At 50.5% G+C, this 13,702-nt stretch carries 8 protein-coding genes; 3 read left to right on the top strand and 5 right to left on the bottom strand.

Annotation, left to right across the window (positions count from 1 at the left end):
• The first annotated feature begins 16 nt into the window (after positions 1-16).
• Positions 17-1,750, top strand: coding sequence for a hypothetical protein (locus ACO1NT_RS17575; protein WP_449050044.1), 1,734 nt, complete (start codon positions 17-19; stop codon positions 1,748-1,750).
• 67 nt (positions 1,751-1,817) lie between these two features.
• Here ACO1NT_RS17575 and ACO1NT_RS17580 read toward each other — a convergent pair whose 3' ends face one another.
• Complete coding sequence (locus ACO1NT_RS17580) at positions 1,818-2,396, bottom strand: DUF937 domain-containing protein (protein WP_449050045.1); 579 nt, start codon at positions 2,394-2,396, stop codon at positions 1,818-1,820.
• 77 nt (positions 2,397-2,473) lie between these two features.
• On the opposite strand from ACO1NT_RS17580, the gene ACO1NT_RS17585 reads away from it, so the two are divergent.
• Positions 2,474-4,243 carry an aminopeptidase P family protein gene (locus ACO1NT_RS17585; RefSeq protein ID WP_449050046.1) on the top strand — a complete coding sequence of 590 codons (1,770 nt, stop codon included), beginning with the start codon at positions 2,474-2,476 and terminating at the stop codon, positions 4,241-4,243.
• Between the two features lie 368 nt (positions 4,244-4,611).
• Here ACO1NT_RS17585 and ACO1NT_RS17590 read toward each other — a convergent pair whose 3' ends face one another.
• From ACO1NT_RS17590 to ACO1NT_RS17605, 4 genes are all read right to left on the bottom strand, one after another.
• Positions 4,612-6,207 (bottom strand): M81 family metallopeptidase, encoded by a 1,596-nt coding sequence (locus tag ACO1NT_RS17590; RefSeq protein WP_449050047.1) that lies wholly within the window; start codon positions 6,205-6,207, stop codon positions 4,612-4,614.
• 136 nt (positions 6,208-6,343) lie between these two features.
• Entirely contained in the window at positions 6,344-7,912 is a 1,569-nt protein-coding gene (locus ACO1NT_RS17595) for a SusD/RagB family nutrient-binding outer membrane lipoprotein (protein ID WP_449050048.1), read from the bottom strand.
• 25 nt (positions 7,913-7,937) lie between these two features.
• Positions 7,938-11,264, bottom strand: a complete 3,327-nt coding sequence (locus ACO1NT_RS17600; RefSeq protein WP_449050049.1) for a SusC/RagA family TonB-linked outer membrane protein — start codon at positions 11,262-11,264, stop codon at positions 7,938-7,940.
• A gap of 89 nt (positions 11,265-11,353) precedes the next feature.
• Positions 11,354-12,583, bottom strand: coding sequence for an ROK family transcriptional regulator (locus ACO1NT_RS17605; protein WP_449050050.1), 1,230 nt, complete (start codon positions 12,581-12,583; stop codon positions 11,354-11,356).
• A 267-nt stretch (positions 12,584-12,850) separates the two neighbouring features.
• On the opposite strand from ACO1NT_RS17605, the gene ACO1NT_RS17610 reads away from it, so the two are divergent.
• Entirely contained in the window at positions 12,851-13,609 is a 759-nt protein-coding gene (locus tag ACO1NT_RS17610; RefSeq protein ID WP_449050051.1) for a class I SAM-dependent methyltransferase, read from the top strand.
• The last annotated feature ends 93 nt before the right edge of the window (positions 13,610-13,702 follow it).

Here is a 13,702-nt window from a genome sequence, read left to right on the forward strand (position 1 = left end):
TAAAAAGCCACTTATTATGAAGAAATATTTCAGTCTGTCGATTTTTTTGGCATGCGGCTTAACAGCGCTTGCCCAGCCTTTTTCCGGAGTTGACGACTTGGGAAGGGTACTGCCACAGCATAGCGAAACAGGCGGGCCAAAAGCGGATCGGCACGTGGGTATGTTTTATTTCCTTTGGCAGGGCCACCCATCGTCAGCTACATCGGAGCGCGTTTGGGACTTGACCAAACTGCAAACGGAAACACCGGAAGTACTCGAAGACTTTGACCACCCGGGGTGGGGTGGTGGCGCCGGGAGGGCGGGGAAGTATTATTTTTGGGGCGAGTCTATCTATGGTTATTACCGGGGGGATGACTATTGGGTCCATTTGAAAAATATACAGCTGCTCACGGATGCCAAGGTGGATTTCCTGGTCTTGGATGCCACGAACCGAATCACCTACACGCATGAGGTTGAGGTGCTGATGCAGGCGATGGAGACCGTAAGGAAGCAAGGGAAGCAGCCGCCCAAACTGGTCTTTTATACCAATACAAAATCCGGCGACGCCATGCAGGAGATATATGATAACCATTATAAAGACGGTGCCCCCTACCGTTACCCCGATTGCTGGTATTACCTGGAGGGGAAGCCACTGATTATCGGTTTATCTGCACAGGCGCAAGGGCGCGACTACGAGCATTTCTTTACCATCCGGGAATCGCAGTGGCCCAACGAACCGGCGAAAGTGGACGGATGGCCCTGGATTGAGTTCCAGCGCCCCCAAAAAGTGTACGTCAACCACAAGGGCGAACGGGAGATTGTGAATGTTTCCACGGCGCAGCACCCCAACCTGGACGCATCGATGGGTGGATCGGCATTTTACGGTGCCACAGGCAACTGGGGACGGAGCTACCACAACGGCTCACCGGGAAATCCGAAAACCGACATATTGCACGGGTATAATATCCAGGAACAATGGGATTTTGCGTTGAAGCAAGATGTGCCTTATGTTTTCATTACGGGCTGGAACGAATGGATAGCCGGTAAATGGCGGCGTACGAGTGGAAACGTGAACCATGCACTGTTCGTGGATCAGGCAAACGCCGAGTATAGCCGCGATATTGAACCTGCGTGGACAAGCGACCTTCGCGATTTATATTACATGCAGACCGTCGCCAATATCCGACGCTATAAGGGTACAGAGAAGGTGTCCGTAAACAAGGTCAGGAAGAAAGTGACTAACTGGTCCGATTGGGATAAAATAAACCCATGCTATGTCGATTATGTTGGCGACGTCACACATCGCCAACACCCAGGAGCCCAATCCGAACCGAAGGTGATCTATGATAATAAAACCGGCCGGAATGATTTGGATACCCTGAAGATAGCAGCTACCAAATCGGCGTTGCATTTTTACATAAGCACGGTCAATGAGATTACCCCGCTTTCAGCGGATGATTGGATGACGCTTTGGCTGAACACCGATCGATCGCATCAATCGGGCTGGAATGGCTTTGATTTCCGTGTAGTACAGGGTAATCAACTCCAGCAATTCAAGGACGGCGGCTGGCAACTTGTGGGGGAGGTGGCACATCGCGTAGCAGGCAACCGGCTAATGGTGGAGGTCCCGCTTCGTGCGTTGGGGCTGTCGTCGGTGGGCGATGTGGAATTCAAGTGGTCTGACAACATGCAGCAAGCAGATCCGATTGACTGGTACATCAACGGCGACGCGGCACCGGGGGGAAGGTTCACGGTGTGGGCCAGGTTCTGAGCGCTCGAATGAAGAAGGTGTCTAAGGCAGGGGCACGGCCACCAGACCTTAGATACCTTCTCACTTGTTATTTCTTGCCAAAAAATCCGCCAAGTAAGCCGCCTACGTCATCAACGCCCAATTTGCCATCCCCATTTTGGTCCAACAGGCCACCCAGCACATTGCCACCGCCGGATTGGCCGCCTAGCATGCCGCCCAGCATATCGGTCAATCCACCGCCATCGCTCACGTTGTTATTGCGGCTTTGTTTGCCCAGATAGCCCATGACGATGGGAGCCAGCATGGCGAGTATTTTAGAAACCGTGCTGGATGATACACCGGTTTTACCGCTGATTGCCTGTTCCACAGCACCCCGCTTGTTGCCGAGCACGTGGCCCAATATGCCATTACCATCAGAAGTATCGTCGTTTCCTAAAAAACCTGAAAGATTGTCAAGGATGCTTCCGTCGTGCTTGGAACCGAGGGCATTCAGGATGCCCTGTGCATCTCCGCCGCTCGCATTGTTTTTCAATGCGCCCAACAACGCAGGAAGAGCAGTTGAAACTACCGCTTGCGTTTGTTCGGCAGATGCGTCCGTTTTTTGCGTGATGCCATCAACGACCTCCTTACCAAGGCTGCCATTGAGCAAGTCTAAAATATTATCCATAATCTACTGTAATTTGTTGGCCCTAATGTAAGTATTTTTTGATATTTCGTAACTTGCCCACCATCAAAGTGAAGCAGATGACCTATATAGATAAATTGGCTGCAATCCGCAGCTTGATGGAGCAGGCGCATATCGATGCGTATATCATTCCATCGTCCGACCCGCATATCAGTGAATACCTGCCCGACCGCTATAAATGCATCGCTTGGGCGTCGGGTTTCACAGGTTCTGCGGGCACATTGGCCATTACCTTATCTTTCGCCGGTCTATGGACCGATTCGCGTTATTTCGTACAAGCCCGCGAACAACTCGCCGATAGCGGCTATGAATTGGTGAAATTGAAAGTGCAGCATGCTGCCGAATATGCTGATTGGTTGGCCGCCAATTTACCCCCGGGTGCTACGGTGGCATTCGATGGTTGGTTAATGTCCGCATCGTTGGCTGCTTCCGTTCGGAAACCATTGCTCGCCGCGGGGATAACCGTATTGGAAGATATAGACCTGTTGGCACCCTTGTGGTCCGACCGACCTTCGTTGCCGGAAAACCCGGCATATCTCGTCGAAGAGGCGGTTACCGGCGAATCGACCGCCTCCAAGCTCGGTCGGCTGCGCGCTGAGATGCGGCGGCACCATGCAGGGGCCCATTTCATCTCGTCGTTAGACGATATTGCTTGGTTGCTGAATATGCGGGGCAGCGACGTCATTTGCAATCCGGTGGTGCTGGCGTTTGCCTTGGTCACCAACGACAGTGCCCTGTTGTTCATCGATCAAACGAAGCTATCTGGGCATGACCGGGCATCGCTCCGTGCGTCTGGTGTGGAAACGGCGGATTATGCCCAAGTGGGTGCCCACTTAGCAGGCTTATCCGGAAAGACCTTCCTACTCGACCCACGGCGTACATGCAGCCGCTTATACAACACGCTACTGCCCTACGTACAGGAAGACCTCAATCCAACCACGCGTTTTAAGGCGGTGAAGAACGAGGTGGAGGTGGCACATATCCGCGAAACGATGGTGAAAGACGGAATAGCCCTCACCCGGTTTTTCAAATGGTTGGAAGAGGCTATCGGTAACGAAACCATTACGGAGCTATCCTTGGCCGAGCGGCTTCGGCGATTCCGCGCCGAACAGGCCGGCTTCGTGGGTGAGAGCTTCGATACGATTGCAGGGTACCGCGCCCACGGGGCATTGCCTCATTATAAGGCCACGGAAGCCAGCAGCATTGAATTGCGGCCCGAAGGGTTGCTGTTGGTCGATTCAGGAGGCCAATACCGTACCGGTACCACCGATATCACCCGTGTGGTGTCGTTGGGCCATACGACGGCCGAAGAACGGACGGACTATACGTTGGTGCTCAAGGGAATGATCGAGGGCAGTATGGCGGTGTTTCCGGAGGGAACTCGGGGCTACCAGCTTGATGCCCTTACGCGAAAGCCGTTGTGGGACGAACTGCGCAATTATGGCCACGGTACGGGGCATGGCGTTGGCTTCTTCCTCAATGTGCACGAAGGCCCGCAGGTCTTTAATGCCGCTGCGGTGGATGTGCCCATTGAGCCGGGTATGGTGACCTCTATCGAGCCCGGCTTGTACCGTGAGGGCGCATATGGTATCCGCATCGAAAACTTAGTGCTGAGCATCCCCTATGCCGACAGCTTGTTCGGTACCTTTAGGGCATTTGAAACATTGACCTTGTGCTATATCGATACACAGTTGGTTGACCGGTCGCTTTTGGAAACAAAACATATAAAATGGTTAAATGATTACCATGCAATGGTTTACGGTCGACTGACGCCCCATTTGGTGGAGGAAGAGCGGCAGTGGTTGCTGGAAAAGACGACGGCGATTTAACGCTACAACGGGGTTAAAAAATGGAAGAGCCGGTTACCGGGCGGTAACCAGCTTCTTCCTACCTATTAAAACAAACCAAAATCTTTATGGGCCCAGTGGCCGTTACTGTTGTGTTCTATCCAAAATGGCAGCATTTTCAGCTGTATGTTTTTTCATCAATCGTAAACGCTGCACTATTTTTTTCCGCACTGACGGTTGATTACTGATACAAACATAAAATTAAAAATCAATTTCTCCTAGTTAAAAAGTGTTAAATTACGAATTTTTAAAGAAGCCAAAGGTATCCTTGGATAGGACGATGTGCCATCCTAACGTTTTTTCCTGGGCCTGCAATTCTGCTAATTCTGTTTAGCATTTTAAGGCATTGCCTACCCACCTGATGACTTATTTTTCTGTTTATATTCATGCGATAGCGGTATGAAGCGTGCCGACAAGTCGGGGTCGGCCATATCCTTATCAAACGGGTACATGGGACGTTGGATGCGTTTGTACGGCAATCCCTGTAAATCCTGGTCTACGCCGCCGGCGGTAAGTGCCATGACCCAATCGCCGCGCATGTCATAGAGTTCGGGCACGAGGTAGCCGATTTTCACCATCAGGATATCAGCTTCCCGGGGTCTGAGGTCGAGATCCGTAAAGTCCTTTTCGTGGTGGTAGGGTTTACGTTTTTTGGTTACGATGACGTAATTATTGTTGATCTTTACCACGACTTCCACTTCTGCATCCCGATCGCCCGATTTGATGGCATGTACGGTGCCCGCTAATTTCAGCGGTGGCGCAAACCGGTGGTCTACGAGAGCCCCCACCATGCCCTCAACGGGGTTCCCTACGCCTGCCTGTAGGGCTTTTTCTACCAGATCGGGTCCAGGAAGCGATGCATAGATAAAGGTAGGGCCGTTTGTCGACTTAAACGTCTTGTGCGCCAACACATCCATCAATGTTTTGGTTACGTCTCCCGCACCGCCCGCGGTGGGGTTGTCGCCCATGTCGCTGATGATAAAGGGTTTTTTGTCGCTTTTTATGGCCATGTCCAGCGCGTTCTCTAAGGTTGTCGTAGGTGCTACGAAATCAAAGTCATGGCGTGACTGCCAGAATTTTTCAGCGAGTTTTTCGGCGGTCGCCTTCACTTTGGTGCTATCATCGCCAACAGCCATAACATATCCGTGGTTGCGCGGTTCATCGGCCCACGGATACCCCATCCAAATGGCGGCATCTATCACACCCGCTTGGGCAGCGGCCGGTTCTACGGCGGCATAGAGGCTTTTTCCCGGTTCAATGCGTGTACTGGTCTGTTCGCCGGGCAGTAGGATGGGGATAGAGACCCATGCTTTATACGCTGGCTTTCCGGTGCCAGCTACCAACCTGTCCATGAGATTTTGTACGGCTCGTTGCTTGGTCTCCATGGCATCCTCATGGGGCGCCAGGCGATAACAGGTAATCAGATCCGAGTAGGCGGCGAGCCGCTCGGTTACATGTCCGTGTAGGTCCATACTAGTGGAAATGATGGTTTCGGGGCCCACCACCTCGCGAATGCGGGTAATGAGATCGCCTTCGGCATCGTCGAGGCCGACGACGCTCATGGCGCCATGGATGTCGAAAAACAGGCCGTCATAGGGTGCATGTTTCTTTAACGAATCCAGCATTTCGCTGACTAATGCTTCGTATGCTTCGGGGGTTACTGCTCCACCGGGGATGGCTTTCCCCGTTAGTGTAGGCACCCATTCGGCAGCATTGCGCAGCGCGGAACCGTCGCGAAAGAACGGATAATAATCAAAAATTTCTTGGCCCCTTCTGGGATGGAATGCTGCAGCGTCGGTAGTGGCTGGCGAAAATGTGCTCGATTCAATGGCAAGCCCGGCAATGGCAATCTTGGGTTTCGCAGATTCATCGTTGGCGTTTTGACAGCCAGCTACTACGAGCACCAAAATGGTTGTGGTGAATGTCAATCGGATAATAGTGTTCATGTTCATTGTCTTTGGTTTTTTGGATAGCCGGAGTGAAGTGATTGTCTGAAATATAAAAGATTAAACGAATATAACGATTTAGACGAAGAAAAGCCACCCGGGAGTGGCTTTTCTGATTGTGTGTTTGGGCAGGTGATTAATTAACGTCCCAAAAAAGTTTGGTATTTACGTTGTCATTGGCTTGAACAGCTTGATAATTCGTCCCGTTATAGGTTGGTTCAGAGTCCGGTAAGTTCCATTTAACAGGCACCGTTTTCTGCATATCGGACGGGTCTACGCGGAATTCGAAGGTTGGGAAATCCAATCGCCTGATCTCGGCCCATGACTCGAGGGGTTGGATGATGTTGAAGTGCAGCCATTTTTGGGTGGCAATCAACTGGAGGTTGTCTGTACCCCATCCAATGTTGGAAATGTAGGCATTAACGGCTCCAGTTGTCGGCGCATCAGCTGCTGCGGTCGTGTTGTCATTACTTACTGCCCTAATATCCTGGACCAGCGCAATGGATGCTTTGATCCCCGTTTCGAATGCAGTTTTTGCCGCTGCATTATTCCCGTTTTTGGTATGGTATTCCGACAACAGGAAATTGACTTCGGAGGCCGTGATAACGATTCCAGGGAAATATTGGTTTCTGGAATACGTAGATCGGTTATAAATGGAAAGCACACCATCATTGATGAGGCCTGTCTGCACGGAACTGGTCAGCGATTGGTCAAGGCCTTGGAAATCACCGTCAGCTTCGGCTCCCGGCTCGAATATGAAAGGGAGGCGCGGGTCTTCGTTATCGAGCATATGGTCAATCATAACCTTGCCGGCAATATTAGCGTTCCAGCTTTCAATCCCATCGCGTAGACCCGTGGAATTAATGCCCGTCTCGTGGCTGAATACATCGAGCTGGATATTGTCGTCATTGGCCAACACTAATGGATTCGCCGATGGATTGTTGACAATTTCTGCAAGCTCCTGTTGGGCCCGGTCGGAAAAGGAGGACGCATCGGACACCCGGGTAAGCATCCGCAACCGCAACGAATTGCAATACCGCTTCCATAACATCAGATCGCCGTTGTTGATGAGATCTTGGGTAGAGAAGCTGTTTTGGATGGTCGATGGAATTGTCAGCGTATTCAGCTCAGTGCTGATGGCTTTCAGGTCATCCAGCATCGTGGTGTAGATGTCTTCGGCGCTATCGTATGCCGGGTAGGAAACCGAGTAGTCGCCGCCGTTTGCGTTCAATGTGCCGGCCTGTGTCCACGGGATGTCACCGTGAAGATCCACAATCTGCTGGGTTTGGTCATAGAAGAAAATTTTTGCAGCCAGGTAGAATATACGCTTTTCCTGTTGCTCTTCGGTCGGTGCATTGTTGTAGACGTTCTCGAGTTCCTTGAACTGTGCCAACCCACTGTAATAGGTACCCCACCGATCCGAGATTGCAGCGGCACCGGGGGTAAGCTGATTGGGTTCGTTTGCCCATCCAGTTGCTTGGATATATCGGTTTGCCGTCGTCCGGAGGATGACGAAATAATTCCAATAACTGGGTACGACTAGTTCACGATAAGAATAAAGCATTCCTGCAAACTGTTTGTCCACGGTAACTTCGGTTACCTTTGAAGGATCGCGGTAGAAATCGTCGAACGATGACTTCTTACACGACGTCATGATGGAAGAAGAAACGGTGAACACTCCTAATATGATGAGATACTTTTTCATTAGAATTTCTTTTTTTCTTTAGGAATTAGAAACTTGCGCGTAACATGGCACCAAATGTTCGGGTAGCCGGACTTGTACCTGCATTGGAGACTTGGTTAATCCAGTTGGATCCGCCGGTCATTTGTTCCGGATCCAGGTCCTTTATCGAACGATAGATAAAGAAAAGATTCCGTCCAAATACCGAGAGTTGCAGATTCTCAGCCCCTAATTTTGCAGCGAACGATTTAGGCAGACGGTAACCTAACGACAATTCGCGCATCTTGATGTAATTGTTTTTCTTTACATATAGCTCGTAGCGCGAATAGGAATATTGCGGTCCACCCCAGTTATACGTATTTGCATAATAGGCAACCTGTGAGATGATGTTTGTATTGGCGTTACCATCGCTTAATACGCCATCCATCAACATGCCATCATGGAAAACTTTTTCGCCGTTCGGGCCAGATGTGCCTGTATAAGCTACGCCTTTACCATTGGCATCGATATAATAGCTGATACCGCCATGGGCTTCGTCCATATAGTTCAGGCTTTCTTCGGTCAAGCCGCGACTGGTCATCCAATTGATACCGGTGGGCATCACATGGCCGCCCCAACGGAAATCGATCAGTGCATCCAGCGTTAGGTTTTTATAGGTGAACGTGTTGATGAAGCCACCGACAACCTTCGGCATGGCATTACCGGCCTTAATCCACGAATCGGCGTCGAGCTGATAAAGGCCATTGTCCATCACAATCTTACGGCCCTGATCGTCGGTTGCGATTGGGTGCACCATGATGTCGCCCATGGGCTCACCCACTTTCGAAATCAACTGGGCGGCGGCGCCATCGTAATCGCGGTGGAGCAATTCGCTGGCACCACCCGGTAGTTCTTCAACCACGTTACGGTTCATCGCGAAATTAAGAATGGAATTCCACTGGAAGTTGCTGTTGCTAACAGGTGTGCCGTTGATAGCAAATTCCCATCCTTTGTTACGTAGTGTGCCCACGTTGGCTAGGATAGAAGAAGCACCGGTAGTGATGGGTAACGTATAGTTGAGAATCTGGTCTTTGATTTGGCCGTCGTAATAGTTAACCTCAAGACCTAACCGGTAGTTGAGCAGACGGGCTTCCAATCCAAATTCCACTTCATGCTTGGTTTCGGGTTTAATACCTTCGTTGCCGAACGATGAGGTGGGTACATTCGTGTACAATACAGCCGTTCCGGTACCTTGGTTGCCGAGGGTGCTCTGTGAGTAACTCAGCGCACTTTGGTAGATGCCCGGGTAATTACCCACGATTCCCCAAGATGCCCTTAATTTAACTTGATCAAAGGCTGTGGGCAAGGTAAAGGCATCGGACAGGATTAGGCTGGAGTTTACCGAGGGGTAAAGTAAAACGTTGTTGTCTGGATGCATTGTCGAAATGCGTTCACGCCTTAAAGTACCTTCTACAAACCAGTAATCTTTCAAGTTTGTGCGAATCATGCCGAATACTGCATCGCGGAGCATATTACGGCGGTAATTATAGCGCGTGTTAAACGACGTGAGGTTTACCGACGCATTCAGGTCGAACCAGTCGCGTACACTCAACCCGCCATTGGTTTCCCGTTGAGAATAGGTTTCTTCCGTTTTGGTGGCCGTGTAGCCAACCATTGCACCCAAGGTGAAATTAGGCGTGACCTGCTTTTCGTATGTGGCAAGTAAGTCTGCATAGTATACGCTCCCATTCATTTGACCCAAACCAAAATAACCACTGTTGCCGTAGGCTAAGGGAATCCGGTTAGGTTCCTTGTCATCGGTTTTCATCGCGGTCAGGTCAGCCGAAAAGCGACCACGGACGGATAAATCGGATGTGATCTGCCACGTGTTGGTGAATGAACCGATGAGGCGATTGGAGTATTCGTTGTATTGTTTGGCCTTTACATTCCACATATAATCAAGAACATCACCCCGGTAGCCGTTGTAGGTAATGTTTTCTTCGGGCGTGAGGCTTTGGTCCGTTCCCGTAACAAACCGGTAACCGAGACTCGTTTGGTACTTGTTGATGTACCATTGGGGATTGTCAAACGTCGAGATCATCCCCGTGAAATTGTTGATCAGCCGGTCGGTCAGGAACGGCCGGTTGTAGGTATGTTGGTTGACGAAATTGACTACTACGTCGGTCGTGAATTTTTCGCCCAATTTGAACGTGCTATTGAGGTTGGCTATGTTCCGTTTATTGTACGAATCGATTGCTGTCATCTGGTTATCCTGGCGCGTCAGAGAGAAACGCGTGTTGGAATTGTCGGATGAATGGCCCAGTGCCACGTTCAATATGGTATTATTCGGATTGTTGAAAAACCTGTGGTAAGCATTCTGGGCCTCATATGGCCTCATCTGGCCATCCCACGAGAGAATGGGCTGTCCATCGAACTTAGGTCCGAAATTGAGGCTTGTGTTAGCTGGCGCCCGGGTTTCTGTCACACCATCGCCATCGAGGTCGTAGTAGAAGAACATGTCTTCCGCTTGTCCAACGTCTGCATAGGAGGGGTCGTACCCGGCGCCTCTTACATCTTGGAATCGTGGCAAATAAGCAATACGGTCATTGGTGTAGGTCGCATTGAAATCGATGGAGAAGCGCTTACCTCCCGTACCGGATTTTGTTGTCACTAGAATAACACCGTTCATAGCCTCAGAACCGTACAATGCAGCGGCGGAAGCACCCTTAAGCACGCTGATCGATTCGATATCTTCGGGGTTCAGATCCTCGAGGCCATTACCGCGCGAACGCTGGTCGCCCCAGTAGTCCGAGTTGTTGAATGATGATTGCCGTATGGGCACACCGTCGATAATAACAAGCGGTTGCGAATTACCGGTAATGGAATTGGTGCCACGGATATTGATGTTGATGGCAGAGGTCGCACCTCCGGGAGCAGCTGATATCCGTACACCCGGTGCTTTGCCATATAAAGCACCTGCGAAGTTCGGACTGCCCGTTTTGGTAAGTTCTTCCGATTCGACGATACTCATCGCGTACCCGAGCTCCTTGGGCGCGCGCTGGATACCCAATGCCGTAACGACCACTTCATCCAACTGGCCGGCATCCTCTTCCAGTGTGACGTTAATGGTCGCCGAATTGCCAACGACGACGGTCTGACGTGTATACCCGATGATAGAGAACACCAACGTTTCGCCCTGCGACGCCTGGATGGAATAACGTCCTTCCGTGTCGGTTTGGGTCCCCCTGCTAGTGCCCGTTACCGACACGGACACGCCGGGTACTGGCCCATTCGCATCCGTTACCACCCCGGTAACGGTTTGCTGTGCATAAGCTGTGATCAGCGTACCCAAGGTAATCACGATCGCCATGCATAACTTTTTGTACAAAATTCTCATGTTGTGTGTGTTTATTTGTTTGGTTAAAAAATAAGGTTACGAATCTCAGTTTCAGTAAAGTTTCATGTCATATTTTATCATCAATAAAATTAATAATCAGCCGTTTGCGGCTTTGTTTGTGAATTGGTTTTCATCAATTGGTGTGGCGTGCTACTTTCGATAATCAAGCTGACGGCCCCTAATAGTTCAGCCTCATACCCCAGATCGGAAACCACCACGGTTGTATGTTCTACAAGTTTCGGGATACAGAACTCGTTGATGGCACGCTGCACGGGTGGAATGAGCAGGTTGCCCGTGGCCGCACCCCGGCCACTCAATACAATCCGCTCGGGGTTCATGATATGGATAAGGGTTGCAATGCCCTTGCCCATCATAAACGCCGCATCTGAAATCGCTATGATGGCCAGTTGATCGCCTTTGCGGGCCGCGTCAATCAAATGGTCCCCCTCGGATTTGGTGGGCGCAGCGAAAAGCCGCTCCAAACTCGATGTGGTGCCTTCTGCTATCGCCCGCTTCGCATTTTCAACAGCAACGAGTAACGAGGCGTCCACTTCCATGCACCCCCGTTTGCCGCAGGAGCAGAGCTTGTTGCTATGTGAAAGCGGAATATGGCTGAATTCGCCGGCATACCCATTATGACCCCTGAATAGGCTTCCGTTGACAATCATCCCCAATCCGATTCCCCAGCCCATATTAACGACCATTACGTCTCGCAAACCCCTGGCCGACCCGAAATGCAGTTCGGCGATGGCAATGGCACTGGAGTCGTTTTCGATATATACCGGTAAGCCCAACCGTTGGGCGAGGCGATCGCGTAGGCTTGTATGGTCATCGTCGATGAAAAAGGAAGCATTTATCCCTTTTTCTACATCGATAAACCCCGGCATGGCAATACCGACACCCACGACGTTTTCGCGTTTTATGTTTGCCGAAGTGATATAGCGATCAATCGCTATACACAATTGCTGGAAAGCTTCCGTATTATCGGGTAAGGGCAGGGAAAAGGCCGTTTCGGGATATATCGCTTCGTTCGCTAGGTTATAGATAACAATCCGTGTGATAAACTGGTCCATCGCCACGGCAATAAAATACGTCTTTACCTTTTTGTTAAGCCGGTACGTCACGGCACGCCGACCCCCGGTGGAAGGTGCCAAGCCGTGCTCGATCACATAACCATCGTTCAATAGCCCGTTTATTACGCTAGTGATGTTGGGCACACTTTTATTCGTGTGCATACTCAACTCAGCAACGGAGAGTGCTCCATGGTAATAAAGTAGCTTAAATAGGGCTTTCTTTAAATGGTCTTGACGAATCTTCACTGCGCGATAATTGGTTATAATGTAATAACTAATGCAAACTTAATAAAATGATTCTCTGTTTTGCAAAACTTATTAAAAAAAAATATTAAGATATTGTATATTATTAATAATCAGTGTGTTTAATTTCATTGTTCAAAAAGCATTCCCGAACCTTGGTGAATTCATCGATGGGTGGTCCCATTTATCGATCGATTTGCCTACTTTTACTCCCCTTGAGATAACTAAGGAACCAATCAAAAGCTTATTCAGTTCGGAGTCGAATTGCCCATGCAGCAAGATAGTATACAGCGGTTTTCAGATCGTGCCGAGAACTACGACAGGTTTCGGCCGGGCTACCCGCAGGCGCTGCTCGACTATCTCGGCGAAACCACTCCCATTACTCCCGACATGGTTATTGCCGATATCGCGGCGGGTACGGGTATTTTCACGGAGTTGGTCGCTAAGTGGGGTAGCCGGATTTATGTAGTAGAGCCCAATCCCTATATGCGCAGTTTGGCACACCGGCGATTGGGTGGCTGCCAGCGATGTATATTCTTGGATGGTACTGCCGAAGCGACGGGCTTGCCCGGTGGTTCGGTAGACCTGTTTGTATCTGCGCAGGCCTTTCATTGGTTCGATCTGGCTAAAACCCGGACGGAGTTTGCGCGAGCGGGGCGCAAATCGCCGTTTGTGGCTGTCGTGTGGAACCTGCGGAATACGCGCAGTGCCTTCGAGGCAGCCTATGAGCGCTTTGTCCGCGAATATGCCACAGATTACCTCAGTGTGAGTCAACGCAAAATGGACACGGCAGAGGTACGTTCCTTTTTTGCCCCATCACGGGCACGATACCGCGTTTTTGGGCATGTCGATTGGCTCACTTATCCGCAGCTGCTTGGCCGTACACTCTCGTATTCCTTTCTGCCGGATGAGGCATCGCCTGTGTTGCCTGCAATGACGGTGGCGCTCGAACGACTATTCCAGAGACACCAGCGGCAGGGAAAGGTAAGGCTATCGTATAAGACGAGATTGTTTGTGGGGCGGCTTTGAAAAATCGCCTCACCTGTGGTCGGATGGCCGGAAATGAATCGCAAAGTGCAAAGAAGCAGAAATTCAAAAAATAGCAAAAATGGATAAACGTTA

It is taken from the genome of Parapedobacter sp., from assembly GCF_053550995.1.